Here is a 25,466-nt window from a genome sequence, read left to right as displayed (position 1 = left end):
GGGACGCTAGCCCGGAAGCGCCCTTCTGACCAGGGGTGTTCTTCCGCAACCGGGTACGCCACCCCTACCCCGGCGTCACCAGCCGCGCCTCGTAGGCGAACACCGCCGCCTGGGTGCGGTCCCTGAGGCCCAGCTTCACCAGGATGCGGCTGACGTGGGTCTTGATCGTCGACTCGGCCACCATCAGGCGCTCGGCCATCTCCGAGTTCGACAGGCCCTGGGCGATGAGGACCAGTACTTCCGTCTCGCGGTCGGTGAGGTCGCCGTAGGCCGTGTGGGCGGAGGCCATCAGCCTCGGGGACTCGGAGAGCCGGGAGAACTCCGTGATCAGGCGTCGGGTGACCGACGGCGCCAGGAGTGCCTCGCCGGAGGCCACCACCCTTACCCCCTCGGCCAGTTGGCGGGCCGAGGCGTCCTTGAGGAGGAAGCCCGAGGCTCCCGCGCGCAGGGCCTGGTACACGTACTCGTCGAGATCGAAGGTCGTCAGCACCAGGACCTTCGCGGTGCCGTCGGCCGCGACGATCTCCCTGGTCGCCTCGATGCCGTTCAGCTCCGGCATCCGGATGTCCATCAGGACCACGTCGGGGGCGAGTTCCCGCACCCGGTCCACCGCCTCGCGGCCGTTGACGGCCTCGCCGACCACCTCGATGTCCGGCATCGCGTTCAGCAGTACCGAGAAACCCTCACGGACCATCATCTGGTCGTCCGCGACCAGGACCCGGATCGTCATGCCCCGGCCTCGTCCCTGAGCGGCACCGGCAGGAACACCGCCACCTCGTACCCGCCCTCGTCGGTGGCGCCCGCCGTCATCTCGCCGTCCAGCATGGAGACCCGCTCCCGCATGCCGGTGATGCCGTGGCCCGCTCCGGGCGAGGGCTTCAGCAGCGACAGCTCGGGCCGCGGGCCGTTGACCACGCGCAGGCCCAGGCCACCCAGGACGTATCCGATCTCCACCCGCGCGCTCGCCCCCGGGGCGTGGCGCAGGGTGTTGCTCAGGGCCTCCTGGACGATCCGGTACGCCGACAGCTCGACGCCCTGCGGGAGTTCGCGGACCGCCCCGGTGACCGCCTTGTCGACGCTCAGACCGGCTCCGCGCACATTGTCGAGGAGGGCGTCGAGGTCGGCGAGGGTGGGCTGCGGGGCGTCCGGCGCCTCGTAGTCCTCGGCACGGACCACGCCCAGGACCCGGCGCAGCTCGGTCAGGGCCGCCACCGCGTTCTCCCGGATGGTGGCGAACGCCTTCTCCAGCTCGGGGGGCGGGTTCTCCACCCGGTAGGGGGCCGCCTCCGCCTGGATGGCGACGACCGACATGTGGTGGGCGACCACGTCGTGCAGCTCGCGGGCGATGGTGGTGCGCTCCTCCAGGAGGGTGCGGCGGGAGCGCTCGTGGGCGGTCACCGTCTGCTGGGCGGTCACCGTCTGCTGGGCGTCCCGGCGTATGTGCCAGACGGTCACGGCGAGCAGGGACAGCGCGGAGACGAAGAGCATCTCCACGGTGTTGGAGCGGTAGTAGTGACCGGCGCCGAGGGCACCCTGCCACAGCACCCCGTAGGCCCCGGTCAGCAGCCACATCCAGGCCGCCGTACGCGGCCTGGTGCGTATCGCCACCACGGTGAGCACCACGAGGTGGCAGGCGAAGCCGCCCGGCAGCCACGGCCAGTCCTGCTGCCAGGAGTTGACGAAGGCCACCGGATAGGTGACCGCGGTCGCGGCCAGCGACAGCCAGAAGGCCATGACCGGCCGCACCATGGTCAGCAGGACCGGGGCCAGGGCGCACAGGCCGACGAAGAGGTTGGCGGTCGCACCGCGGCCGCTGTTCTCCGCCCCGATGAGCATCGCGAGCAGACCTGCCGCGGTGATCAGCGCGTGCGGCGTCCAGACCGCGTACTCCCGCAGGCGGCCGTGCAGCAGCCGGGGAAGGCCCCTGCCGACGGGGGTCGGAGGCAGGGGACGGTAGGCGAGGGCGTCACTGATCAGGTCGTGCCGCAGGCCGCGCAGGGCCTCCATGGCGGCTCTGAACTCCGGGCTGCGGAACTTGTACGCGTCGTTCCCGCCGCTGCCGCCGCGCGGCGGTGTCATGTGCGTCTCGGTCGTATCGGTCACGTTCAGAACGGTAGGCGGGGGCCGGGGTCCCCGTCGTCACCAGCGAGACGGGTCCTTCGGCGTCCCTCTCAGGTACTACGGGTACCGGAGGGCGGCCGGTCAGTAGCCCGCAGGTCGCACCAGCCCCGACTCGTACGCGAACACCGCCGCCTGCGTGCGGTCCCTGAGGCCCAGCTTCACCAGGATGCGGCCCACATGCGTCTTCACCGTCTGCTCGGCCACGACGAGCCGCTCCGCGATCTCGGCGTTCGACAGCCCCTGTGCGATCAGCGCCAGGACCTCCGTCTCGCGCTCGGTCAGCTCGCCGACCCGGCTCTTGAGCGGGCTGCGCGGCCGCTTGTCGAGACGGGAGAACTCGGCGATCAGGCGCCGGGTGATGCCGGGCGCGAGCAGCGCGTCCCCGGCCGCCACCACGCGCACGGCCTCGGCGAGCTGCTCCGCGGAGGCGTCCTTGAGCAGGAACCCGGAGGCGCCGGCCCGCAGCGCCTCGTAGACGTACTCGTCGAGGTCGAAGGTCGTCAGCACCAGGACCCTGATCTCCGGGCGTTCGCCGGTGATGCGGCGGGTGGCCTCGATGCCGCCCAGCTCGGGCATGCGGATGTCCATGAGGACGACGTCCGGGACGAGTTCGGCGACCTTGGCGACGGCGTCCAGGCCGTCGACCGCCTGCCCGATCACCTCGATGCCGGGCTGGGCGGCCAGCAGCACGCTGAAGCCCTGGCGGACCATCTGCTGGTCGTCGGCGATGAGTACGCGGATGTCTCCGCTCGTGCCGCTCGTCATGCGGTGCCGTCCTTGGAGTCGGTGAGCTGTTCGGGCACGGCCGGGGGTGCCGTCGGAAGATACGCGGCGACCTCGTAGCCGCCGTCGGGCCGGGGGCCGGCGCGCAGGGTGCCGCCGAGCATCGCGGCCCGCTCCCGCATGCCGAGCAGGCCGTGCCCGGCGCCCGGGGAGGACGGCACGCTGCGGGTGGGCCGTGAGTTGACGACCCGCACGTCCACGCCGTGCACGTAGTGGACGAGCGACACCGAGGCGGTCGCGCCGGGCGCGTGACGCAGGACGTTGCTCAGGGCCTCCTGCACGATCCGGTACGCCGAGAGGTCCACGCCCGGCGGCAGCGGCCGCCGGGCGCCTCGCACGTCGACCTCGACGGTCAGTCCGGCCGCCCGGGTGTTCTCCACCAGCGCGTCGAGCCGGTCGAGGGTGGGCTGCGGGGCGTGCGGGGCGGTGCCGGTGGCGGGGTCGGCGGGCTCCTCCGAGGTGCCGGGGTGCTCCGCGCGCAGTACGCCGAGGACCCGGCGCAGCTCGGTCAGGGCCTCCAGGGCGTTCTCCCGGATGCCGTCCAGGTTCTCCCGCAGTTCGGCGGAGGGGTTCTCCACGAGGTGCGGGGCGACCTGCGCCTGGATCGAGATGACGGACATGTGGTGCGCGACCACGTCGTGCAGTTCGCGGGCGATCCGGCTGCGCTCCTCCAGGAGGGTGCGGCGGGCGCGTTCCTCGGCGGTGAGCGTGGTCTGCTCGACGAGCGCCCTGCGGGCCTCGCGGCGGCCGCGCAGGGCCGCGCCGAGCACCACGGCGACGGTGAACAGGATCGCCGCGAGCACTCCGGTGGGCTGGAAGTCGGCCGCGCCCAGCACACCCTCGACGAGGTAGGTGAGAAGCAGGGTGACCGCCAGCGCCTCGACGGCGACACGGGCGGGCACCCGCAGGGCGAGGAGCAGCAGCACGGCCAGGTGCCCGATGAGTCCGGCCGCGTTCCAGGGCCAGGTGAAGCCGTGCGCGCCACCGGCCAGCAGATGTCGGCGGATCTCCAGGGCGCCGACCAGCATGGCCGCGGTCGAGAGCCACCACGCCGGCACCGGCCGCCACATCGCGAGCACCACGGCGGCGCCCTCTGCGAGACCGATCGCGAAGGCGAGGGAGGACCCCACCCCGCCGTTGTCCCCGAGCTGCGCCACGGCGCCGATCGAGACTCCGAGGGCGACCAGGCACAGCACGCCGTGCGGCAGCCAGCGCAGCCACACGGACGGGGGCAGTGGATCGACCCGCAGCGTGCACAGGTCCTCGCGCAGCACGTGCAGCCAGCGCCGTATGCGGCCGGTCACCAGCTGCCGGCCCCCCGTCTCCGTCACGCCGACCACCCTAGGCACGATGTGCCTGCCTCGTCGCCGCCGGACCGGTGCTGCGGTGGACCCGGACCACCCGCGAGGGACGGCCCCCGACCCGGCGCGGACCCTGCTCGAACGCGCGGAAGGCCGACCGGCACACCGCCAGGACGAGGACGAACACCGGCAGCCAGGCCAGCCGGGCGGCCACCCAGTCCAGTCCGTCGGGCACGGTGTGCAGCCCGGGGAGCGTACCGAGGGCGAGTCCGGAGGCCGTGGTGGCCATCAGCGCCGTCTGGTGCCACAGGAAGATCGTCATGGCGGAGAGGTTGACGAGGGCCACCGCCGCCCAGGCCAGGGGGTGCCGCATGCCCCCGCGCAGTCGGTCGCGCAGCAGCAGCGCCAGTCCGCACTGGGCCAGGCCGAAGGTGACCGCGGCCAGCGTCGGCGGGTTCAGGTTGGAGACGGGGGCGCCCGGCACCCCCACCATCGACGCCGGATACCCGGCCCACGCGACGAGTACCGCGGTCGCCGCCGCCCCGCCCCCGAGCAGGAGCCACCCCCCGCGCCGCCCCGCCGGCTCGCCCCGGGTCCAGGCCGCGCCCAGGGTGTAGGGGACGAGCCAGCCGGCCGCCAGGTTCACCCAGCCGAGCCAGTCGGGCCCGCCCAGGCCGAAGCGCACGAGGTCCACGTGCAGGACGACGGCCAGCGGCCACAGCGGGTGCAGCCGCAGCAGCAGCGGAGTCGCCGCCGTCAGGGCGCCGAAGACCAGCAGGAACCACATCGGGGACAGGGCCAGCCTGACCAGGGTGCGGACCGTCCCGTACGGGGCGCCCGTCAGCAGCAGGGCCGTCGCCGTGACCGTCCACAGGGCGAGGACGGCGGCCACCGGCTTGAACAGCCGCGACAGACGGGCTGCCAGCCACCGGCGGTACGTCGTCCCGCGCGCCCGGGCCGAGGTGTAGCCGCGGGTCGCCACATGGCCGCCGACCAGGAAGAACACGGCAAGGGTCTGGAACGCCCAGGAGATCGGGGCGAGCCAGGGCAGGTGCTGGAGCGGGCTCGCGGTGTGCAGGGTGCCTCCGTCGGCGACCAGGGCGGTCACCAGCCAGTGGCCGAGGACGACGCCGAGGATCGCGAGGGCACGCAGGGCGTCGACGGCACGGTCCCGCTGGGCAGGTGTCGCCGCGTCGATCCGCTCGGCGGCCCGGCGTATGCCGACCGTGCGACGGCTCATCGCGGCGCGCACGCCGCCCCGGATGGGGTGGGTCTCAGGCACGGGTCACCTCCGCGGTGTCTCCGAGGACGATCCGGGCGAGGTTGGCCAGGGAGACCGAGCCCGGTCTGAAGTAGTCGCTGTGGCCGCCCCTCCCGGCGGCGAAGACGTGCGCGCCGAAGGCCGGGGAGATCGGGTCGGTGCCGAATCCGACGGTGACGCCGAAGAGATCGGTCCGGACGTGGGGGACCTCGGCCACCCAGTCGTCCCGGCCCCTGGCCGCCCAGACCCGGGCCGGGGTGTGCAGGGCTGCGGCGGTGTCGCTGCCGGTGCCGGGGCTGCCGAGGAGGGCCAGGTCGTCGACGTCCAGGTGGGCTGCGGCCCTGGCACAGACGACCGTGCCGTAGGAATGGCAGACGAGGGAGACGGTGGTGGCGCTGCCGACGACGCCCCGCAGTTCGCCTGTGAACGCGCGCAGTCGGGGGGCCGCTTCCTCGGCCCGGTCCGTGGTCAGGACCGTGGTGCTGACGGTGTCCGGGGTGCGGTAGCCGAGCCAGGCGATCACCGCGGTCCGGGTGCCGTGCGGGGCGGTGGCGGTGAGCTGCCCGTGCAGGGCTGCCGCTGTCGCCCGGAAGCGGTCGTAGGTGTCCAGGGAGGTGTCGGAACCGGGGACCAGGACGGCCACGTGGTCGGCGCGGGCGAGATCGCCGAAGACCTCTGTCACCTCTCCGGGGCCGCGGCCGTCGAAGCGGAGCAGTCGGCGGGCGGGGGCGGCCAGCTCCCGGTCCGCGGCGGCGCGGTGTTCGTCGCCGTGGGCAGCGGCCGCGCGGGCGGCCTCGGCGGCGTTGGCGCGGTTGGCGGCGTAGATCCGGTCGAGGGTGGCGGCGCTGGGCTCCGGGAGCACGGCCGGGGGCGGGGACGGGATCGTGGGGCGGGCGGCCGCGGAGAGCGGGACCACCACCGCCGCGGTGATGAGGGCGGCGAGGAGCGCCCGGCGCCACCGATGAACGCGCCGGTGCGCGAGCTCCCCACGGTCGCCCGAGCCGCCGTGGGCATCCAGGCCGTCCTGGTCACCCAGGTCGCTCCGGCCGCCGACGCCACCCAGGTCGCTCCGGCCGCCGAGATCACCCAGGGCGCCCCGGGCATCCCGGTCACCCCGGCCGCCGAGGCCACCCACCCCGTACGGCCGTGCAACCCTGCGGCCCTCGCGCCAACCCCTCCCGCTCCCCCCGCTCCCCCCGCTCCCGCCGCTCCCGCCGCTCCCCACAGTCCCCGTCCCTCCCCGTTCGCCCGGCCATCGGGCTTGTCTGGAAGGGAAGTTACGGAGCCGAGTCCGTCGTCCGCGTCACGCCAGGGAGCTCTCTGGCGTCGTAGCTCTCAGGTATTACGGGTATCACCGGGGGCGGATCGGACCGCCGCGGCACTGCTCCGGCCGAGGCCGGTGTCACCACGCCAACTGCGCGATCTCCTCCGCCACCACCGCGCACGCGTCCGCCGCCGGGTCGATCAGGGGGAAGTGGCCGACGTCCTCCAGCAGGGTCAGGCCCACCACCTCGCCCGCCTTCGCCGCCGCGTCCGCGTACGCCTCGGCGACCGCCTGCGGGACGACCGTGTCCGTGCGGCCCTGGACGAGGGTGGTCGCGATGCCGGTGGGCAGCAGCAGGGCGGGGTCGGCGTACGCCACCCGCGTGGTGAACCCCTCCTCGCCGCCCAGGAGTTGACGCACCGCCCCACCGCACACGTCCAACTTGTCGGCGACCGTGAAGTCGGCGATCGGGGCGAGGGCGACGACCCCGCGCAGCGGCGCCGGCCGGTCGATGCGCCACGCGGCGTCGGACGGCAGGAGATGCCGGGCCGCCGCCCACAGTGCGAGATGGCCGCCCGCGGAGTGACCGGTGACCACCATGCGGCGCGGGTCGGCCTGCGGGAGGAACTCCCGCACGAGCCCGGGCAGCGCGTCCATCGCGGCGGCCACGTCGTCGAAGGTGTCCGGCCAGCGCCCGGCCACCGGCCCGGCGGCCACCGGCCCGGCGCCCCCCGCACCGCCCCCGGACCCGGCACTCTGCGCCGGAAGGGAGACCCCGCCCCGCCGGTACTCGACGTTGGCCACCGCGAACCCCCGCCGAGCCAGGAAGTCCGCGAACGGCGTCGCATGCCGCCGGTCGTACCGGGCCCGCCACGCCCCGCCGTGCAGGACGACGACCAGCGGCGCGAGACCGCCCCCGGGGGACACCGTCACGCGCGGGGCGTAGAAGTCGATCACCTGGTCGGGGTCGTCGCCGTACGCCGCGGTGGCGTCGGGATCGACCGCCGGGTGCGAGAAGGCCGACGCCTCCTCGGCCGCGGCACGGGCTTCTGGGGCGTCGTCCGGCATGCTCCAACCTCTCACCTGTGAAACGGATCTGACGGACCGTGGAGGCATCCTGGAGGGAGCTCGGCCGTTGGCCGGGACGGTATCAGGCTGGTGACGTGCACGGACACGGGGATGTCACGCTCGGTGAGGGCTGAACCGGAGGAACCGGGCCCCCCCGTCAGGCGAGCGTCTCCCCGAGCACCCGCGCCGCCCGCTCCACGTCCGCGAACCCGACGTACAACGGCGTGAAGCCGAACCGCAGCACGTCCGGGTGCCGGAAGTCGCCCACCACCCCCCGCTCGATGAGCCGTTTCATCACCTCACCGGCGTCGTCGCAGCGCAACGCGACCTGGCTGCCGCGTTCGGCATGGGCCACGGGGGTCACGCACTCGACGCGGCCCTCGTCCACGTAGGACGAGACGCACTCCAGGAAGAAGTCCGTCAGGGCGAGGGACTTGGCGCGCACCGCCTCGACCGACACCCCGTCCCAGACCTCCAGCGCCGCCTCCAGGGCGAGCATGGAGAGGATGTCGGGCGTGCCGACCCGGCCCCGCAGCGCGCCCTCGGCGGGGGCGTAGGACGGGCTCATGCCGAAGGGATCGGCGTGCGAGGTCCAGCCCGGCAGGGGGGAGTCGAAACGGTCCTGGTGCTCGCGGCGGACGTACAGGTACGCAGGCGCACCGGGTCCGCCGTTCAGGTACTTGTAGGTGCAGCCGACCGCGAGGTCCACGCCGTGCGCGTCGAGACCGACCGGCAGGGCGCCCGCGCTGTGGCACAGGTCCCACACCGCGACGGCGCCCGCCGCGTGCACGGTGGCCGTGAGCCCGGGCAGGTCGTGCAGGCGGCCGGTGCGGTAGTCGACGTGGTTGAGCAGGACGGCCGCCGTACGGCCGCTCAGCACGTCCGGCACCTGCGCCGGGGTCACCGCCCGCAGGGTGCAGCCGGTCATCCGGGCCGCGGACTCGGCGATGTAGCCGTCGGTGGGGAAGGTGGTCGCGTCCACGACCACCTCGTCCCGACCGGACTTGGGGCCGCCCGCGAGCCGTACCGCCCCCACCAGGGCCTTGAAGACATTGACGCTGGTCGAGTCGCCGACCACGATCTGTCCGGCCGCCGCCCCGACCAGCGGGGCGATCCGGTCGCCGATCCGCTCGGGCGCGGTCCACCAGCCGCTCTCGTCCCAGGACCGGATCCGCAGGGACCCCCACTGACGGCGTACGACGTCCTCGACGCGCCCCGGGACGGCGGCCGGGAGGGCGCCCAGCGAGTTGCCGTCCAGGTACACCACGTCGTCGAGGACGAACTGCGAACGCACACCCGCCAGTTCGTCGGCGCCGTCCAGCTTCTCTGCTCGCAGGGCAAGTTCAGACATGGGACCGCGCCGTCCACAGCTCGGGGAAGACGTTCTTGCGGGCGCGCTTCTCCAGCCAGGCCACTCCTGCGGAGCCGCCCGTGCCGGCCTTGGCGCCCATCGCGCGGCGGGTGGCGACGAGATGGTCGTTGCGCCAGCGCCACACCAGTTCGGCGACATCGGTCAACGCCTCGCCGAGACGGGCGAGTTCGGCGTCCTCGGGGCCGGAGTAGAGGGCGGTCCAGGCGGCCTCCACCTCCTCCGAGGGCTCGTAGCGGCGCGAGACGTCCCGCTCCAGGACGGAGGCCGGGATCGCGTGCCCGCGCCGCGCGAGCAGGCGCAGCACCTCGTCGTACAGGCTCGGCTCGTGCAGGGCCTTCTCCAGCTCGGCGTGGACGCGGGGCGCGCCCCGGTGCGGGACGAGCATGGACGCGGACTTGTCGCCGAGCAGGAACTCCATGCGGCGGTACATCGCCGACTGGAACCCGGAGCCCTCGCCGAGGGCCGAGCGGTAGGAGTTGAACTGCGCGGGCGTGAGCTGGCCGAGCGGCTTCCAGGAGGCGTTCAGCGCCTCCAGCTCACGGACGGACCGCTTCAGCGCGGCGACGGCCGTGGGCACGTCGTCGGAGCGCAGCGCGGCGGCCGCGGTCTCCCACTCGTGCACGATGACGGTGAACCACAGCTCCATGACCTGGGTCGTGACCAGGAAGACCATCTCTCCGGGATCGTCGGAGAGGGTGTGCTGGAGGTGGGTGAGCACGTCCGCCTTGACGTAGTCCTCGTACGGCGTCGTGCCTTGGAAGTCGAGATGCGGGGTCTCGGGCTCCTGCGCTTCCTGAGCCTCATGGGACGACATCGCTGTCTCCTGTTATTACTCCGGGTAGCGGTCCGCCCTGCCGTTACCGACACGGGGCCCCGGTCCCCGCCGGGCATCCTCTTCCATGGTCCCGGGAAATGGCAAGGCCCGCCTGGTCACACAGGCGGGCCGGACAAAACGGTGCCGCTCAGCCCAGCGTCTCGGCCGCCGTGAGCGAGGAGTCCTTCAGGAACTGCGAGCAGCGCTCGTACTCCTCCTGCTCGCCGATGGCGCCGGCGGCACGGGCGAGGGCGTGCAGGGCGCGCAGGAAGCCGCGGTTCGGCTCGTGCTCCCACGGGACCGGGCCGTGGCCCTTCCAGCCGTTGCGGCGCAGCGAGTCCAGGCCGCGGTGGTAGCCCGTACGGGCATAGGCGTACGACTCCACGACGCTGCCCCGCTCGAAGGCCTCGTCGGCCAGCTGGGCCCAGGCCAGCGAGGAGGTCGGGTACTTCGCGGCGACGTCCGCGGGGGCGGTCCCCTGAGCGAGCAGTTCACGGGGCTCGGGGTCATCGGGGAGGTGGGTCGGGGGCGGGCCCCCGAGAAGGTTCTCGTGAATGGACATGGGTCCAGTCTCCCTCGCGGAAGGCCGTGTTTCGTCTGCGGGTGCGCTGTGGCTGGTCGCGCGGTCCCCCGCGCCCCCCAGACAGGTGGGTACAGCTCGACCAGCCTGCACCGCACCCGCCCAGGGGCGCGGGGAACTGCGCGACCAGCCCCCACCGGCCTGGACGCACTACGACAGCCGCCCCCGAGCCCGCTCCCCCTCCAGCGGCGGCGCGAGAACCGCCCCGTGCGTGCGGCACTCCGGCCGACGGCACCCCGCCGGCAGCGACCGCACCGTCGCGAAAGCCACCGCCGACCCCACCACGAGCACCCCCGCACACACCACCATCGCCCGCCCGAAGGCGTCGTCGAAGGCGCCCGGCGAGCGATACGCCTCCTCCCCCATCCCCGCGACCAGCGGCAGCGCGGCCACCGCGATCAGGCCCGCCGCCCTGGCCGCCGCGTTGTTGATCCCGCTCGCCAGCCCCGCCCGGGAGGCGTCCACCGACCCCAGCACGGTCGCCGTCAGCGGTGCGACCAGGGTGACCATGCCGGTGCCGAGGACCAGCAGCGCGGGCAGGACGTCCGCCGGGTACGACGCCCCCGGCCCCACCCGCAGCATCAGCAGCATTCCCGCCGCGCACAGCAGCGGGCCCGCGGTGAGCGGGACGCGCGGGCCGATGCGGTCGGCCAGAGCGCCCGAGCGGGCCGAGAACAGCAGCATGAGGGCGGTCGTCGGCAGCAGGGCCGTACCCGCCTGGAGGGCCGACCAGCCGACCACCACCTGGAGCTGGAGCGCGGCCAGGAAGAAGAACCCGCCGAAGGCCGCGTAGACGCACAGGGTCACCAGATTGACGGCCGTGAACTGCCGGGACGCGAAGATCGAGAGCGGCATCATCGGGTCGGGACGGCGTTTCTCCACGAGCACGAAGGCCACCCCGGCGGCCACACCCGCGACCGCCGTGACGGCGACCAGGGCAGAACCCGAGCGGGCCTCGATCAGCGCGTACGTCACCAGCGCGAGCGCCAGCGCGCCGAGGACCGCGCCGAGCACGTCGAACCGACCGTGGTCGGCCCTGCCTCCCCCACTCTCGGCTCCGCTCGAGCGGGAGGTACCCCCAGCCGACTCCGGCACATGCCGTACCGCGATCGGCGCGCACAGCAGCGCGAGCGGGACGTTGAGCAGGAACACCCACCGCCAGCCCGGCCCGTCCACCAGCCAGCCGCCCACGAAGGGGCCGACGGCCGCCCCGATGCCGCCGAACCCGGACCACAGGCCGACGGCCCGGCCCCGGTCGTCGGGATGGAAGCTGGCCTGGATCAGGGCCAGGGAGCCGGGGGTGAGCAGGGCGCCGCCCACCCCCTGGAGGGCCCGGGCCGCGACGAGGACGCCGGCGTTGGGGGCCAGGCCGCACAGCAGGGAGGCGGCCGCGAACCACACCACCCCGACCACGAAGACCCTGCGGCGGCCGTACCGGTCCCCGAGGGAGCCGCCGAGCAGGATCAGCCCGGCCAGCGTCAGCATGTAGGCGTTGACCGTCCACTGCAGGGCGGCGAGGTCGGCGTCCAGGTCGCGGCCGATGCGCGGCAGGGCGACGTTGACGACGGTCGAGTCCAGCATCGCCATGCTGGAGCCGAGGACGGTGGTGAGCAGGATCCACTTGCCCTGCGGGGAGGACAGCCTGACGTCGGGCATGGGCCCAGATATACCGTGAGCCCGGCGCGATGGCACCGGGCTCACGGGAAACGCGGGAGTTACTTGATCCGGGTGCCCGCCGAGCGCAGGTTCTGCGTGGCTTCGACGACCCGGGCGGCCATCGACGCCTCGGCCAGCTTGCCCCAGGTGCGCGGGTCGTAGGTCTTCTTGGAGCCGACCTCGCCGTCGACCTTCAGGACGCCGTCGTAGTTGCGGAACATGTGGTCGGCGACCGGACGCGTGAAGGCGTACTGCGTGTCGGTGTCGATGTTCATCTTGACGACGCCGTTCTCCAGCGCGGTGCGGATCTCCTCCTCCGTGGAGCCGGAGCCGCCGTGGAAGACGAAGTCGAAGGGCTGGGACCCGGCCGGCTTGCCGTACTTGGCGGCGACGCCGTCGTTCAGCTCCTTCAGCAGGTCGGGGCGGAGCACGACGTTGCCCGGCTTGTACACGCCGTGGACGTTGCCGAAGGAGGCGGCCAGCAGGTAGCGCCCCTTCTCGCCGAGGCCGAGGGCCTCCGCCGTACGGATGGCGTCGTCGACGGTCGTGTACAGCGAGTCGTTGATCTCGTGCGAGACGCCGTCCTCCTCGCCGCCGGTCGGGGTGATCTCTACCTCGAGGATGATCTTGGCGGCGCGGGCGCGCTCCAGGAGCTCCTGGGCGATGGAGAGGTTGTCGGCGAGGGTCTCCGCCGAGCCGTCCCACATGTGGGACTGGAACAGCGGGTTGCCGCCGGCCTTCACGCGCTCCTCGGACACGGCGAGCAGCGGGCGTACGTACCCGTCGAGCTTGTCCTTGGGGCAGTGGTCGGTGTGCAGGGCGACGGTGACCGGGTACTTCTCGGCGACGATGTGCGCGAACTCGGCGAGGGCCACGGCACCCGTGACCATCTCCTTGCTGTACTGACCGCCCAGGAACTCGGCACCACCGGTCGAGATCTGGATGATGCCGTCGCTCTCGGCCTCCGCGAAGCCGCGCAGCGCAGCGTGCAGGGTCTGGGTCGAAGTCACGTTGATGGCCGGGTAGGCGAACTTGCCTGCCTTCGCCCGGTCGAGCATCTCGTTGTAGACCTCGGGGGTTGCGATGGGCATCTGTCCGCTCCTTGTGTCTGCGGGTTGGCGTGCTACGTGCTTACGGCCCTGACCTAGACCTTGTGTGGGGGTTCGACGTCATCGTCGGCCCCATCTTTCCAGACTCGGCCGGATGGTCCATCCCGTGGTCAGGCCAGTCCGAGCTCGTCCTTCGAGTACGCGAAGAGGTACGGCACGCCCGCGCCCTGCTCGATCTTCTCCGCGGCGCCCGTCGCGCGGTCCACGATCGTGGCGACCGCGACGACCTCCGCGCCCGCCTCGCGCACCGCCTCGACCGCGGTCAGCGGGGAGCCGCCGGTGGTGGAGGTGTCCTCGACGACCAGCACCCGGCGCCCGGCGATGTCGGGGCCCTCGACCCGGCGCTGCATGCCGTGCGCCTTGGCCGCCTTGCGGACCACGAAGGCGTCCAGGCGCTGCCCGCGTGCGGCGGCCGCGTGCAGCATGGCGCCGGCGACCGGGTCGGCGCCCATGGTCAGGCCGCCGACCGCGTCGAACTCCAGGTCCGCGGTCAGGTCCAGGAGCACCTGGCCGACCAGCGGGGCCGCCTCGCCGTCCAGGGTGACGCGGCGCAGGTCGACGTAGTAGTCGGCCTCCAGGCCCGAGGACAGGGTCACCTTGCCGTGCACCACGGCCTTGTCGAGAATCTGCTGCTTGAGGGCGGCGCGTGCGTCAGTCATGCCTGTCAGCTTAGAGGCGCCGCCAGCTCCAGGTCGTGGAGGCCTCCAGCGGCTCCAGGGGCGTGACCAGGCGCGGCAGCGTGTTGAGGCCGTTGGGCGGGCCGGTCTGCGGCTCCACGCAGACGGCGGCCTCCTGCTCGTCGTAGACCACGACCCATTCCTCGCGGCTGGCGACCTTCAGCTCCAGCTGTCCGGGCCAGGTGAGCGTGACGTCGACGCCGCCGGGTATGCCGAAGCAGTCGTCCCAGGGGCCGGGCTTCGGGTCGACGCGGTGGCCGGTGGGCAGGTGGTCGTCGCCGCGCTCCTCCTGCCAGGCGGCGGCGAAGTCGAGCCGGACGGGCTCGCCGCCGTCGAGGGTGCGGTTGAACCAGGGGTGCCAGCCGATCTGGGCCGGGAAGGAGGAGTCGTACGTCTCCACGGACATCGTGAGCGTCAGGGCGTCCGGGGTGAGCGCCGCGATCTGGGTGATGCGGCCCGGCCAGGGCCAGGGCTCGACGAGGTCGTACGTGAGGACCGCCTCGTCGGCGGCCGTGCGGGCGACGCTCCAGGCGCCGTCGCGGGCGGTGCCGTGGATGGCGTGCGGCGGGGCGTTGAGCGGCATCTGGTGGACTTCGGCCCCGTCACGGAAGCGCCCGTCCCGGATGCGGCCGCACCAGGGGACCATCGGGAAGCAGCCGAAGCGGTCGCCCTGGCGCAGCAGTTGGACGCCGCCGACCCGAAGTCCCCCGACCCGTCCGCCGTTTCCCGGCTGCAAGGTCACTTCCGCGTCGCCCGCGGTCAGTGTGATGTCTTCATGGCTCACGGGACGACACTACTGGGCGGCCGGTCAACGGCGTTTCCTCAGTGCCCTTCCGACCACGATCGCCGATGCCAGGGCCACCGCCGCGGCCGGGGCCGCCCAGCGCAGGGGCACGCCCGAGGTCGCCGTCTGGGGAGCGGGGACGGGGGCGTAGCGGCCCCTCGGGGGCGCGTGGTCGACCTCTTCCGCGCTGCGGCCGATCATCGTGCGGCGGGCGTGCGCCGCCTCGGCCGGGGGGCCGGTGGGTTCGGTGAGGTCCTCGACGAGGGGGGCGGGGGCCTCGTCCGGGAACGCCTCGGCCTCCCCGGGGGCCTCCCGAGTCTCGTCGGGGGGCTCGGCGGGCTCGGGGGTCTCCGCGGCTTCCGGCGTCCCGGGGGCCTCCCGACTCTCCTCGGCGATCTCGGAGGCCTCGGCAACTCCCGGCGCCCCGGAGGGCTCCGCGGCTTCCGGCGCCCCGGAGGGCTCCGCGGCTTCCGGCGTCCCGGAGGGCTCCGTGGCTTTCGGCGTCCCGGAGGGCTCCGTCGTCTCCGGCTCCTCCTTCGTCTCGCCCAGGGACTCCGCGAAACGGTTCAGCAGACGTACGACCGCGGCGCCCACCGCGTCCTGGGGGAGTTCCGTGACCCGCCCGTCCGCCGTGGCCGTGCCCTCGAAGACCAGGGTCGTGCCGCCGTCCGTGCCGCGCAGGCGGACGGTGAGGGCGAGCTTGACCGAACCGGTCCCCCGGGTCTCGGCGCCCTCGCCCTCGACGGCGTAGGAACCGTCGTCCCGGGCGGATACGCCTACCGCGCCCCGGTAGGTGATGGAGTGACTGCCGACCCGCACCTTCAGGCGCCCGGCGACGGGGTCCGCACCGGCGTCCTGCTGGAGCCCGGGAACCGCCCGGGCCACCCTGACGGGATCGCCCAGGGTCTCCCGCAGCCGCTCGACCGGAACCGGAACGAACACCTCATGCTCCATGTCTGCCGAGCCTACCCAGGGGTGACGGTCATGCACCCCGGTTGGGGGAAAGTGACAGCGCTCTTCCGCCCAGGGATGGGGATCAGTAGCGCGGATGCACCAACGTGGACGCGGCGAGGCCCTCGACCCGAGTCGCCCGCGCCGCCTTCCGCGCCGCTCGCAGGGACTCCGCCGTCAGAGTCGCCGGCCGGGGCCCGAGGGGGTCCAGGGCCAGGGCCGGCCGCCGTCCCCGCGACGCCAGCACGAAGCCCCAGTCGCGGGGAGCGCGGGACACGCCGGCCGTGGTGCGGCCGGAGTCGGCGCCGAAGCCGGGGCAGCCGACGCGGTACGGCGTGGTGCGCAGGCCCGCCGCGCGCAGGGTCGCCTCCACCGTCCAGAAGACCCGGCGGCGGGAGGAGACCGGCCCCGTGTGCACGACGAACCGGCCGCCGGGGGCGAGGACGCGGCGGACGAGGCCGTAGAACTCCTGCGAGTACAGCTTGGTGCTCGCGGTGACGCCGGGGTCGGGCAGGTCGGCGATCACCACGTCGTACGACGGCCCGGGCGCAGACGTCCGCAGCCCGCGGAAGGCGTCCGCCGTGCTGACGTGGACGCGCGCGTCGCCGTAGACGTGGCCGTTGAGCCGGGAGAGCGCCGGGTCGTGGCGGGCCAGGTCGACCACCGCGGGGTCGAGCGCCACGAGGTCGACCCGCCGCACCCCGGGGAACCTGAGCACCTCGCGGGCGGCGAGGCCGTCTCCGCCGCCGAGGACGAGCACGCGCGCGTGGGGGCCGTTCATCGCGGGGTGCACGAGGGCCTCGTGGTAGCGGTCCTCGTCACGGCCGCTGACCCTGAGGCGGCCGTCGACGTAGAGGTCGAGGGGGCGGCCGTCGGTGCCGCCGGTGAGGGCGATCTCCCGGACGCCGGTCTGCAGGGCCACCCGCACGTCCTTGCCGTAGACGGCCTCCCGCGCGGCCCGCTCGAAGTCGTCGGCGAGGGCGGTGGCGGTGGCGAGGACGCCGAGCACCGCGAGGTTGGCGACCAGCAGCAGCCAGCGGGCCCGGCGGGTCAGATCGCGTCGGAACAGGCCGAGGACCAGGGCTCCGCCTGCGACCGCGTTGACCGCGCCGGTGAGCATCGCGCCGGTCAACTGGCCCAGCAGGGGCAGCAGGAGGAAGGGGAAGGCCAGGCCGCCGACCAGGGCGCCGACGTAGTCCGCCGCGAACAGGTCGGCCACCGCGCCGCCCGCGTCCTGGCGGCGGATGCGCTGGATCAGCTCCATCAGCAGGGGGACCTCGGCGCCGATGAGCAGACCGATGGCGAGGGAGAAGGCGACCAGGAGCCAGCGCGGGCCGCTCGCCCACGGTCCGCCCCAGTCACCGGTCCACGCGAAGACGGCGTACAGCGTCATCGCGCTGCACCCGCCGACCAGTGCGAGCAGCGCCTCCAGGGCGCCGAAGGCCGCGGCCGCGAGTCGGCGCAGCCGCTTGGCGGCCAGTGAGCCGATGCCCATCGCGAAGACCATGACGGACAGCACGACGGAGGCCTGGGTGACCGAGTCGCCGGTCAAGTACGAGGCGAGGGCGACCAGTTCGAGCTCGTACACCAGTCCGCAGGCCGCGCAGACGAAGACGCAGGCCAGGACGAGGAACCGGCCGATGCCGGGGCGGACCGGGAGCCGCGCGGGCCCGGCCCAGGGCGGCAAAGCGCCGGGCGGGGCGGGGGCGTGCGGCTCGATCACGGTGCGACGTTACGTCACGGCTACGGCACGCTTCGTCACCCACACGTGTGGAACCGGAAGCGAACCGGGAGACACGGGTTTGCGGAGCTCAACCCGCCGTCCCCACCGGGACCCGGACGCCGACGCGGGTCCGCGTGGCCACCAACTGCCCGTCCTGCGGGTACGCGTGCCAGGTCCGCCAGTGCACCTGACCCTCGTGGAGCTGGGCCAGCAGGGCCGTGAAGGCGTGCGGGCTGCCGGGGAAGACCCCGGCGAGGCCGTGCGGATGGTCGGACACCAGGGCGAGCAACTCCTGTGCGCGTCCGGCGAACTGACCGGGTGACAGCGCCTCCACGCGCGCGGCGAACTCGTACTCCCAGTCCCCCACCCGCTTGGCCACGCCCAGCGGCAGCGGTGTGCTGCTGCCGGCGATGCACGCCACCGTCTCCGAACAGGTGCCGCGGTCCTCCTCCAGGAGCACTTGGTGCGATGCGCCGAGGAGTCTCAACTGAAGCTTCGCCCCGCCGATTTCGAGGTCGAGCGCGGCGAGGGCGGGCAGCGGCTCACGCCCCAGGGCCCAGGCTAGGTCGGCCGCGCGCGTGTCGGTGTACGAGGTGTTCAGGGTCGTGAGCATGGATCGGCTCCGCTAGCACGCAAAGAAAGGGTGGTGTGGGGTACCGGCGCATCCGGGCGACTGTGGGGGGATCGGCCCGGTCAGCCCAGTCGGGAGGTCAGGACGTGTCCGTAGGACGTCCGAGGGGCTGCGTTGGTGAGTTAGAGGGAATCATGAACGGTGATGCCGTCACAGCGTTTTTACCCAACTTCGTGGGGTTTCCATCCCTGCGTGGGCTCCCCAGCTCATCTGTTCAACCACGGCGCACGCCACGGCGGACGGCGCGTGCGCCGGAGCACCGGAGTGAAAAAGCGACAAGCGAGGGCGTGCGGCCCGACCCCAGGTCCGGACCCCACGCCCCCGCCTTCCCCCGCTCCCCCGTTTCCGGATGCGGTTCCCCCTGGCGGAGTCAGCTGCCCCGTGTCAGCTGCCTCCCCCGCATCCGCCCCCGCCGCCGCAGGACGACCCGCCACCACAGGACGACCCACCACCGCAGGAGTGCCCACCGGAGTTGCCGCCGCAGGAGTGCCCGCCGTGCCCTCCGTGATGTCCGCCGCCGGAGTCGGAACCGCTGTCACCGGCCCACCAGCTGCTGCTCGAACCTGAGGCGGAACCGCTGTACAGCCGCCGGTTGCGCCGACCGTGCCGCCGGCGTCCGGCGCGCCCGATCGCCAGCAGCAGCACGACCGGGAAGAGAACCAGCAGGATGATGCCGAGAGCCACACCCATGGCGTCACCGACCTTTCTCCGCAGCGCCCCGAAAACGACCCCCCGTGGGCGCCTCGCTCGCTGCGTGAGCTGGAGATGCCCTTCGGCGTCACGGGCCAAAGCAGAGTTGAGGAACTCCAGAGCTTGGGCGCAGGATGACCGGCATGACCTCCAGCGCGCGCCCCCTGCTCAACCGCCGTCTCGCCGAGTTCGGGACGACGATCTTCGCCGAGATGTCCGCCCTGGCCCTGAGCACCGGCTCGATCAACCTGGGGCAGGGCTTCCCCGACACGGACGGCCCCGAGGAGGTCAGGGAGGCCGCGGTGCGGGCGCTGCGCGAGGGGCGCGGCAACCAGTACCCGCCGGGCCCGGGCGTGCCGGAGCTGCGCACCGCGATCGCCGCGCACCAGGAGCGCCGCTACGGCCTGGTCCACGACCCCGACACCGAGGTCCTGGTCACCGCCGGCGCCACGGAGGCCATCGCCGCCGCCCTGCTCGCGCTGGTCGAGCCGGGGGACGAGGTCGTCGCGTTCGAGCCGTACTACGACTCCTACGCGGCCTGTATCGCGATGGCGGGCGGCACCCGGGTCCCGGTCACCCTGCGGCCGCACGAGGGCAGCTTCCGCCTGGACCTGGACGAGCTGCGGGCCGCGGTCACCGACCGGACCCGCCTCCTGCTGATCAACACCCCGCACAACCCCACCGGCACCGTCCTCACCCGCGAGGAGCTGACGGCGATCGCCGAGCTGGCGGTGGAGCGGGACCTGCTGGTGGTCACGGACGAGGTCTACGAGCACCTGGTCTTCGACGCGGCCGAGCACATCCCCCTCGCGACCTTCCCGGGGATGCGGGAACGCACGGTCACGATCGGTTCCGCCGGCAAGACCTTCTCCTTCACCGGATGGAAGGTCGGCTGGATCACGGCGACACCCGCCCTGGTCTCGGCGGTCCGCTCGGCCAAGCAGTACCTCACGTACGTGTCCTCCGGCCCCTTCCAGTACGCGGTCGCCGAGGCGCTGGCCCTCCCCGACAGCTACTTCGCCGCCTTCCGCGAGGACATGCTGGCCAAGCGGGACCTGCTGTCGGCGGGCCTCACGGAGGCGGGCTTCAAGGTGTTCCGGCCCGCCGGCACGTACTTCGTCACCACCGACATCCGCCCCCTCGGCGCTGCGTTGTCCAAGGAGGGCGACGGCTTCGCGTTCTGCCGCGCCCTGCCGGAGCGCGCGGGCGTGGTCGCCATCCCGAACGCCGTGTTCTACGACCACCGCGAGGCGGGCGCCCCCTTCGTGCGGTTCGCGTTCTGCAAGCGGACGGCGGTGCTGGAGGAGGCCGTCCAGCGGCTGAAGGCGCTCGCGGGCTGACCTGGGGTGCGGAGACCCCGGGGCGCAAGGACCAGGCGCCGGGGCTCCGGGGTGTCCCCGCGCCCCCACGCCCCCGCGCCGTCGAGCCGTCGAGCCGTCGAGCCGTCGAGCCGGAGAAGTTACCCACAGGCTGTGGACGGACTCGGCGCCCCCGGGGCTCGGCCTCGCCCGGGCACAACGGACAGAGCCCGGCCCCGGCACGCGGCCGTGGTGGCCGGTGCCCTGGCCGGGCTCTCGGTGGCGCGAGGACGCCTACTCGTCGTCCTCGGGCTTCTCCGCGTCGTTGACCTCCTGCTCGAGGCCGAGCTGCTCGACGAGCCACTTGTCGAACTCGATGGCGGCACGCACCCAGCTGACGGTCGAGGAGACGAAGTGCTCCAGGCTGACGCCGGTGCCGATGAGCATCTGCGCCTCGCCGATCAGACGGACGGTGCCGTCGTCATGGGTGTGGCTGTAGACCTTGGGCCACAGGGTGCGCCGGTTCCAGTCGTCGATGGACTCCAGCAGCGTGGGCTTCTCGTCGATCTGGTGGGGCCGGTCGTAGAACGTCCGCACCGAGAAGACCTGCTGGTCGCCCTCGCCGCGGAACATGAAATACGTACGGAACTGCTCCCACGGCGCCGCGAGGTCACCCTCGTCGTCGACGACATACTTCAGCTCCATCTGGTCGAGGAGCTGCTTCACGAGATCCTGATCCGGGACTACGGGGCCCGCCGGTCCTTGCGGCTGCGGCTCGGGCTGGCCCCCGAAGTTCGGAATCGAGGACGGGTCGATGGTCACCGTGAATTTCCCTTCGTACGGATCCTGCCATCCTCCCCCATGCGGGGAGGGGGGTGGCAAGCCCGGACGGGCCCTGTCCTCCCAGGGCTGACATGATCCGGTCAGCCCGATAGAACGGGGGTCGACCATTGGGGGAACACATGACACAGACGGACACCGAGACGGTGACGGAACAGGACGGGCCGGGCAGGACCAGATGGGGGATCTTCCTGGCGATCCTGGCCGTGCCGACGCTGGTGGTGGCGGGCCTGATCGCGCTGCTGGTCGCCTGGCTGTTCACGGACGACTCGGTCGCCCCGGAGGTGAAGAAGACCTCGTGCGCCGAAGCGTTCGCCTTCGGCGGGGCGAAGGTGCCGGAGGGCATGCGCGACAGCTGGTGCGGGCTCCAGGCCGGGTCCGAACCCCGCTACGAGGCCCGCTTCCGGATGCCGCGCGCCGAGATCGACGCCTGGGTGGCGGCCAGCTTCCCGGAGGGGCCGGAACTGCGGACCACGCAGTGCGGTACCGCCCAGGTCGACGTCTGCCTGAACGCGGGCCCGGTCGCGAACGAGCGGGCATCCGTGCAGATCGACATCACCCACGACAGCCGCAACTGGTCCGAGGTGCGGTTCGTGGCGTTCACGCTGTGACGAGGGGGCGGCGCCCCCTCGTCACCACGCCCCTCAGAGCGTCTTGCCGGTCGCCGGTCCCACGATCAGGCCCTCGCCGAAGGCGTCCACCCGGACCGTGTCGCCGTCCTTGACCTCGCCGGACAGGATCTCCTTGGCGAGCCGGTCGCCGATGGCGGTCTGGACGAGGCGGCGCAGCGGGCGGGCGCCGTAGGCCGGGTCCATGCCCTCGACGGCGAGCCAGTCCAGGGCCGCGTCGGTGACCTCCAGGGTGAGCCGGCGCTCGGCGAGGCGCTGCGCGAGCCGGTCGATCTGGAGCCGCGCGATCCGGCCGAGCTCGTCCTTGGTGAGGGCGGAGAAGACGACCAGGTCGTCGAGCCGGTTGAGGAACTCCGGCTTGAAGGAGGCCCGCACCACCTCCAGGACCTGTTCCTTCTTCTCGGTCTCGCTGGTGATCGGGTCGACCAGGAACTGGCTGCCCAGGTTGGACGTCAGCACCAGGATCGTGTTGCGGAAGTCGACCGTGCGGCCCTGACCGTCCGTCAGGCGGCCGTCGTCGAGCACCTGGAGCAGGATGTCGAAGACCTCCGGGTGAGCCTTCTCCACCTCGTCGAGGAGCACCACGCTGTACGGCCGCCTGCGCACCGCCTCGGTCAGCTGGCCACCCTCCTCGTAGCCGACGTAGCCGGGAGGCGCGCCGACCAGCCGGGCGACGGTGTGCTTCTCGCCGTACTCGCTCATGTCGATGCGGACCATCGCCCGCTCGTCGTCGAAGAGGAAGTCGGCGAGGGCCTTGGCGAGTTCGGTCTTGCCGACGCCGGTGGGGCCGAGGAAGAGGAAGGAGCCGGTGGGCCGGTCCGGGTCGGCGATCCCGGCGCGGGTGCGCCGTACGGCGTCGGACACGGCCTGCACGGCCTCCGTCTGCCCGATGAGGCGGCGCCCCAACTCCTCCTCCATGCGCAGGAGTTTCTGGGTCTCGCCCTCCATGAGGCGGCCCGCCGGGATGCCGGTCCAGGCGGCGACGGTGTCGGCGATGTCGTCGGCGCCGACCTCCTCCTTGACCATGGTGTCCTTGGCGGCCTCCTCCTCGGCCTCGGAGGCGGCCTCCAGGTCACGCTCCAGAGTGGGGATCTCGCCGTAGAGCAGCTTGCTTGCGGTGTCGAAGTCGCCGTCGCGCTGGGCGCGTTCGGCCTGGCCGCGCAAGTCGTCCAGCTTCTCCTTGAGTTCACCCACCCGGTTGAGGGACTGCTTCTCCTTCTCCCAGCGGGCGGTCAGGCCCCGCAGCTCCTCCTCCTTGTCGGCGAGGTCGCGGCGCAGCCGCTCCAGGCGCTCGCGGGAGGCCGGGTCGGTCTCCTTGACCAGCGCGAGCTCCTCCATCTTCAACCGGTCGACCCCGCGCTGGAGTTCGTCGATCTCGACGGGCGAGGAGTCGATCTCCATGCGCAGCCGTGAGGCCGCCTCGTCGACGAGGTCGATGGCCTTGTCGGGCAGGAAGCGGGAGGTGATGTACCGGTCGGACAGGGTGGCCGCCGCGACCAGCGCGCTGTCGGCGATCTGGACCTTGTGGTGGGCCTCGTAGCGCCCCTTGAGGCCGCGCAGGATGGCGATGGTGTCCTCGACGGTCGGCTCGGCGACCAGCACCTGCTGGAAGCGGCGCTCCAGGGCGGGGTCCTTCTCGATCCGCTCCCGGTACTCGTCGAGGGTGGTGGCACCCACCATCCGCAGCTCGCCGCGGGCCAGCATCGGCTTCAGCATGTTGCCGGCGTCCATGGAGGAGTCACCGCCGGCGCCCGCGCCCACGACGGTGTGCAGCTCGTCGATGAAGGTGATGATCTGCCCGTCGGAGTCCTTGATCTCCGCGAGGACGGTCTTGAGCCGCTCCTCGAACTCACCGCGGTACTTGGCCCCGGCGACCATGGCCCCGAGGTCGAGCGCGACGAGCCGCTTGTCCTTGAGCGACTCGGGCACGTCCCCCTTGACGATCCGCTGGGCGAGCCCTTCGACGACTGCGGTCTTGCCGACGCCGGGCTCGCCGATGAGGACGGGGTTGTTCTTGGTACGACGCGACAGCACCTGGACGACCCGGCGGATCTCCTGGTCGCGGCCGATGACGGGGTCGAGCTTGCCGTCCCGTGCGGCGGCGGTGAAGTCGGTTCCGAACTTCTCCAGGGCCTTGTACTGCCCCTCGGGGTCGGCGGTGGTCACCCTGCGCCCTCCTCTGGCCTTCTGGAAGGCGTCGACAAGCTTGTTGGGGGTTGCGCCCTGGCGGGTCAGCACCTCGGCGGCCGGCCCGCCCTTGGCGGCGATGCCGATGAGCAGGTGCTCGGTGGAGAGGTACTCGTCACCGAGGTCCTTGGCGCGGGCCTGCGCGTCGGCGATCACGGTGAGCAGGTCGCGGTTGGGCTGCGGGGGCGCGACGGTGGACCCGGCCACGCTGGGCAGCGAGCCGAGCACCTTCTCGGCGCCTGCCCGCACGGCGGCCTGGTCGGCGTCGACGGCCGCGAGCAGATCGACGATGTTCTCGTTGTCCTGCCCCTGGAGCAGAGCGAGGAGCAGGTGGGCTGGGGTGAGGTCCGGGTGTCCCTCGGTCACGGCCCGGTTGCTGGCCGCGTTGATCGCGTCCCGGCTCCGGTTGGTCAGCTCGGCATCCACGTGTCCGCACTCCTCCTGGTGTCGCTCCGGTACCGACTCCTGCACTGACTCAGTCAGCGTACATAAAGTTGAGTCTATTCCACTCAAGGCGGTGCACGGGAGGGATGAGGGGACTAGCTTTCCCGGCATGACCTCCTACGCCCAGGATCCGGGTGCCCCGGACCCGTCGTTCCTCAGCTTCTGGCGCGAACGGCATCTGTGCACACTGACGACCCCGCGCCCGGACGGGACCCCGCACGTGGTGCCCGTCGGCGTGACCTACGACCCCGAGGCCGGGCTCGCCCGGGTGATCACGAGCCGGACCAGCACGAAGGCGCGGAACGTCCTGGCGGCCGGCGAGGACGGGGCGGCGGTGGCGGTGTGCCAGGTGGCGGGGCGGCACTGGGCGACGCTGGAAGGGCGGGCGCACGTGCGCACCGAGCCGGACCGGGTGGCGGAGGCGGTGCGGCGCTACGCCGAGCGCTACGAGCGCACCCCGGCGCCGAACCCGCTGCGGGTGGTCATCGAGATCTCGCTCACGCGAGCGATGGGGCATTTCTGAGCCAGAGTCCGATCGGCCCATACCCCGAAATGTCGCCCAAAACTGCAGCGGCGTCACCGTGTTCAGGTCACGGTGACGCCGCTGCGGGGGGAAGCACCTGCGCGATCTGTTACGACGGGGGAATCGCGTCAGGCACTGCGGGGGGTGGCTGTGATGGTCCGCGGGGTGGGGGTTTCCGCTTCCACCAGCCGATGGTCTCGTTGGTCCAGGTTCACAAAGATCATTCCGTACCGGATGGCACACCGAACCGGCTGCGGCGCCCCCCGAGGCCGCCGCAGACACCGGTACGCCCGTACGTCCTCGTCCTCGTCCCGCGTGACGACCACCGGTTCGCCGAAGACGGTCACCATCAACGAGTCACCGGGGTGGGGGATCGCGGTGACGAGATCGATGAAGTGCCATCCGGAGCGGTAGGCGGTGGCCATTTCCCTGCGGAAGGAGCGGTCGTCGGGTGGAGTAGTCATGTCAAGACCAGATGCTGTCGGCGGGGAAGAGCTGAGCACTCTCGTCGGCAGGCGCGGTCGACGTCACCACCACCGAGTCGGCGTCGCCGGCTTGCGCATCACCCTTCGCAGCTGACAGGCCACTCAGTGTTCCGAAGGCCATAACGGCGGAGAAGGCGGCGACAAGCACCGAGCGAAGCATTCTCTTCCTCATAGTCGGCTTCGTCCTCACTTGAAGGTCCCCTCTTCCCCCGTCGGATAAGACGATGGCTCATTCAGGCACTTCATGGCCACACAATCAGTGCATCATGTTCCTG

General features: G+C 72.6%; 25 protein-coding genes. 3 read left to right on the top strand and 22 right to left on the bottom strand.

All coding sequences use genetic code 11. The features are described from left to right. Positions 1 to 64: 64 nt before the first annotated feature. From M2163_RS27095 to M2163_RS27010, 18 genes are all read right to left on the bottom strand, one after another. Positions 65 to 730 (bottom strand): response regulator transcription factor, encoded by a 666-nt coding sequence (locus tag M2163_RS27095; RefSeq protein WP_280850245.1) that lies wholly within the window; start codon positions 728 to 730, stop codon positions 65 to 67. Then, on the bottom strand, positions 727 to 2,103 hold the full coding sequence (locus tag M2163_RS27090) for a histidine kinase (RefSeq protein ID WP_280895266.1): 1,377 nt from the start codon (positions 2,101 to 2,103) through the stop codon (positions 727 to 729). The genes M2163_RS27095 and M2163_RS27090 overlap by 4 nt, the downstream gene beginning before the upstream one ends. Positions 2,104 to 2,202: 99 nt before the next feature. Then, positions 2,203 to 2,886, bottom strand: coding sequence for a response regulator transcription factor (locus M2163_RS27085; protein WP_280850247.1), 684 nt, complete (start codon positions 2,884 to 2,886; stop codon positions 2,203 to 2,205). Further along, a complete protein-coding gene (locus M2163_RS27080; protein ID WP_280850248.1) occupies positions 2,883 to 4,235 on the bottom strand; it encodes a histidine kinase in 1,353 nt (450 codons plus the stop codon). Before M2163_RS27080 ends, M2163_RS27085 begins: the two co-directional genes overlap by 4 nt. Positions 4,236 to 4,245: 10 nt before the next feature. Then, complete coding sequence (locus M2163_RS27075; protein ID WP_280897322.1) at positions 4,246 to 5,445, bottom strand: acyltransferase; 1,200 nt, start codon at positions 5,443 to 5,445, stop codon at positions 4,246 to 4,248. Between the two features lie 34 nt (positions 5,446 to 5,479). Next, a complete protein-coding gene (locus tag M2163_RS27070) occupies positions 5,480 to 6,484 on the bottom strand; it encodes an alpha/beta hydrolase (RefSeq protein WP_280897321.1) in 1,005 nt (334 codons plus the stop codon). 384 nt (positions 6,485 to 6,868) lie between these two features. Beyond that, on the bottom strand, positions 6,869 to 7,798 hold the full coding sequence (locus tag M2163_RS27065; protein WP_280895265.1) for an alpha/beta hydrolase: 930 nt from the start codon (positions 7,796 to 7,798) through the stop codon (positions 6,869 to 6,871). Positions 7,799 to 7,955: 157 nt separating this feature from the next. Continuing rightward, positions 7,956 to 9,149, bottom strand: coding sequence for a kynureninase (gene kynU / locus M2163_RS27060; protein ID WP_280895264.1), 1,194 nt, complete (start codon positions 9,147 to 9,149; stop codon positions 7,956 to 7,958). Then, entirely contained in the window at positions 9,142 to 9,984 is an 843-nt protein-coding gene (locus M2163_RS27055; RefSeq protein WP_280850252.1) for a tryptophan 2,3-dioxygenase family protein, read from the bottom strand. Before M2163_RS27055 ends, kynU begins: the two co-directional genes overlap by 8 nt. A 148-nt stretch (positions 9,985 to 10,132) precedes the next feature. Continuing rightward, positions 10,133 to 10,546 (bottom strand): DUF3151 domain-containing protein, encoded by a 414-nt coding sequence (locus M2163_RS27050; protein WP_280850253.1) that lies wholly within the window; start codon positions 10,544 to 10,546, stop codon positions 10,133 to 10,135. A 168-nt stretch (positions 10,547 to 10,714) separates the two neighbouring features. Further along, complete coding sequence (locus M2163_RS27045; protein WP_280850254.1) at positions 10,715 to 12,220, bottom strand: MFS transporter; 1,506 nt, start codon at positions 12,218 to 12,220, stop codon at positions 10,715 to 10,717. Positions 12,221 to 12,279: 59 nt separating this feature from the next. Next, positions 12,280 to 13,311, bottom strand: a complete 1,032-nt coding sequence (gene fbaA, locus M2163_RS27040; protein ID WP_280850255.1) for a class II fructose-bisphosphate aldolase — start codon at positions 13,309 to 13,311, stop codon at positions 12,280 to 12,282. Positions 13,312 to 13,439: 128 nt separating this feature from the next. Next, entirely contained in the window at positions 13,440 to 13,988 is a 549-nt protein-coding gene (pyrE, locus tag M2163_RS27035; RefSeq protein WP_280850256.1) for an orotate phosphoribosyltransferase, read from the bottom strand. Positions 13,989 to 13,998: 10 nt separating this feature from the next. Further along, complete coding sequence (locus M2163_RS27030; RefSeq protein ID WP_280895263.1) at positions 13,999 to 14,790, bottom strand: aldose 1-epimerase; 792 nt, start codon at positions 14,788 to 14,790, stop codon at positions 13,999 to 14,001. A gap of 24 nt (positions 14,791 to 14,814) precedes the next feature. After that, positions 14,815 to 15,744: an SRPBCC domain-containing protein gene (locus tag M2163_RS27025; RefSeq protein ID WP_280895262.1), complete on the bottom strand. Its 930-nt coding sequence runs from the start codon at positions 15,742 to 15,744 to the stop codon at positions 14,815 to 14,817. Between the two features lie 82 nt (positions 15,745 to 15,826). Beyond that, positions 15,827 to 17,464, bottom strand: coding sequence for a polyamine aminopropyltransferase (locus M2163_RS27020; protein WP_280895261.1), 1,638 nt, complete (start codon positions 17,462 to 17,464; stop codon positions 15,827 to 15,829). Between the two features lie 88 nt (positions 17,465 to 17,552). Further along, on the bottom strand, positions 17,553 to 18,077 hold the full coding sequence (locus M2163_RS27015) for a DUF2617 family protein (protein WP_280850260.1): 525 nt from the start codon (positions 18,075 to 18,077) through the stop codon (positions 17,553 to 17,555). A 402-nt stretch (positions 18,078 to 18,479) separates the two neighbouring features. Then, entirely contained in the window at positions 18,480 to 18,785 is a 306-nt protein-coding gene (locus tag M2163_RS27010) for a hypothetical protein (protein WP_280895260.1), read from the bottom strand. A gap of 134 nt (positions 18,786 to 18,919) precedes the next feature. On the opposite strand from M2163_RS27010, the gene M2163_RS27005 reads away from it, so the two are divergent. Next, complete coding sequence (locus tag M2163_RS27005) at positions 18,920 to 20,125, top strand: pyridoxal phosphate-dependent aminotransferase (RefSeq protein WP_280895259.1); 1,206 nt, start codon at positions 18,920 to 18,922, stop codon at positions 20,123 to 20,125. 252 nt (positions 20,126 to 20,377) lie between these two features. Here M2163_RS27005 and M2163_RS27000 read toward each other — a convergent pair whose 3' ends face one another. Then, complete coding sequence (locus tag M2163_RS27000; RefSeq protein WP_053853005.1) at positions 20,378 to 20,905, bottom strand: YbjN domain-containing protein; 528 nt, start codon at positions 20,903 to 20,905, stop codon at positions 20,378 to 20,380. A 140-nt stretch (positions 20,906 to 21,045) separates the two neighbouring features. On the opposite strand from M2163_RS27000, the gene M2163_RS26995 reads away from it, so the two are divergent. Then, positions 21,046 to 21,534 (top strand): hypothetical protein, encoded by a 489-nt coding sequence (locus tag M2163_RS26995; protein WP_280850281.1) that lies wholly within the window; start codon positions 21,046 to 21,048, stop codon positions 21,532 to 21,534. A gap of 33 nt (positions 21,535 to 21,567) precedes the next feature. Here the strand turns inward: M2163_RS26995 and clpB are convergent, their stop codons facing one another. Further along, a complete protein-coding gene (clpB, locus tag M2163_RS26990; protein ID WP_280895258.1) occupies positions 21,568 to 24,165 on the bottom strand; it encodes an ATP-dependent chaperone ClpB in 2,598 nt (865 codons plus the stop codon). Positions 24,166 to 24,292: 127 nt separating this feature from the next. Here clpB and M2163_RS26985 point away from each other — a divergent pair, with 127 nt between their 5' ends. Beyond that, positions 24,293 to 24,706 (top strand): TIGR03618 family F420-dependent PPOX class oxidoreductase, encoded by a 414-nt coding sequence (locus tag M2163_RS26985; protein WP_280850282.1) that lies wholly within the window; start codon positions 24,293 to 24,295, stop codon positions 24,704 to 24,706. Positions 24,707 to 24,834: 128 nt separating this feature from the next. Here the strand turns inward: M2163_RS26985 and M2163_RS26980 are convergent, their stop codons facing one another. Together M2163_RS26980 and M2163_RS26975 are read right to left on the bottom strand one after the other, a co-directional pair. Next, entirely contained in the window at positions 24,835 to 25,170 is a 336-nt protein-coding gene (locus tag M2163_RS26980) for a hypothetical protein (protein ID WP_280850283.1), read from the bottom strand. 1 nt (position 25,171) lies between these two features. Beyond that, positions 25,172 to 25,351, bottom strand: a complete 180-nt coding sequence (locus M2163_RS26975; protein WP_125192491.1) for a hypothetical protein — start codon at positions 25,349 to 25,351, stop codon at positions 25,172 to 25,174. Between the last annotated feature and the right edge of the window lie 115 nt (positions 25,352 to 25,466).

It is taken from the genome of Streptomyces sp. SAI-135, from assembly GCF_029893805.1.
In the GTDB taxonomy this organism is placed as follows: Bacteria; Actinomycetota; Actinomycetes; order Streptomycetales; family Streptomycetaceae; genus Streptomyces.
Note: the sequence above shows the minus strand (reverse complement) of the source record. Positions and strands in the feature narration are given on the sequence as shown.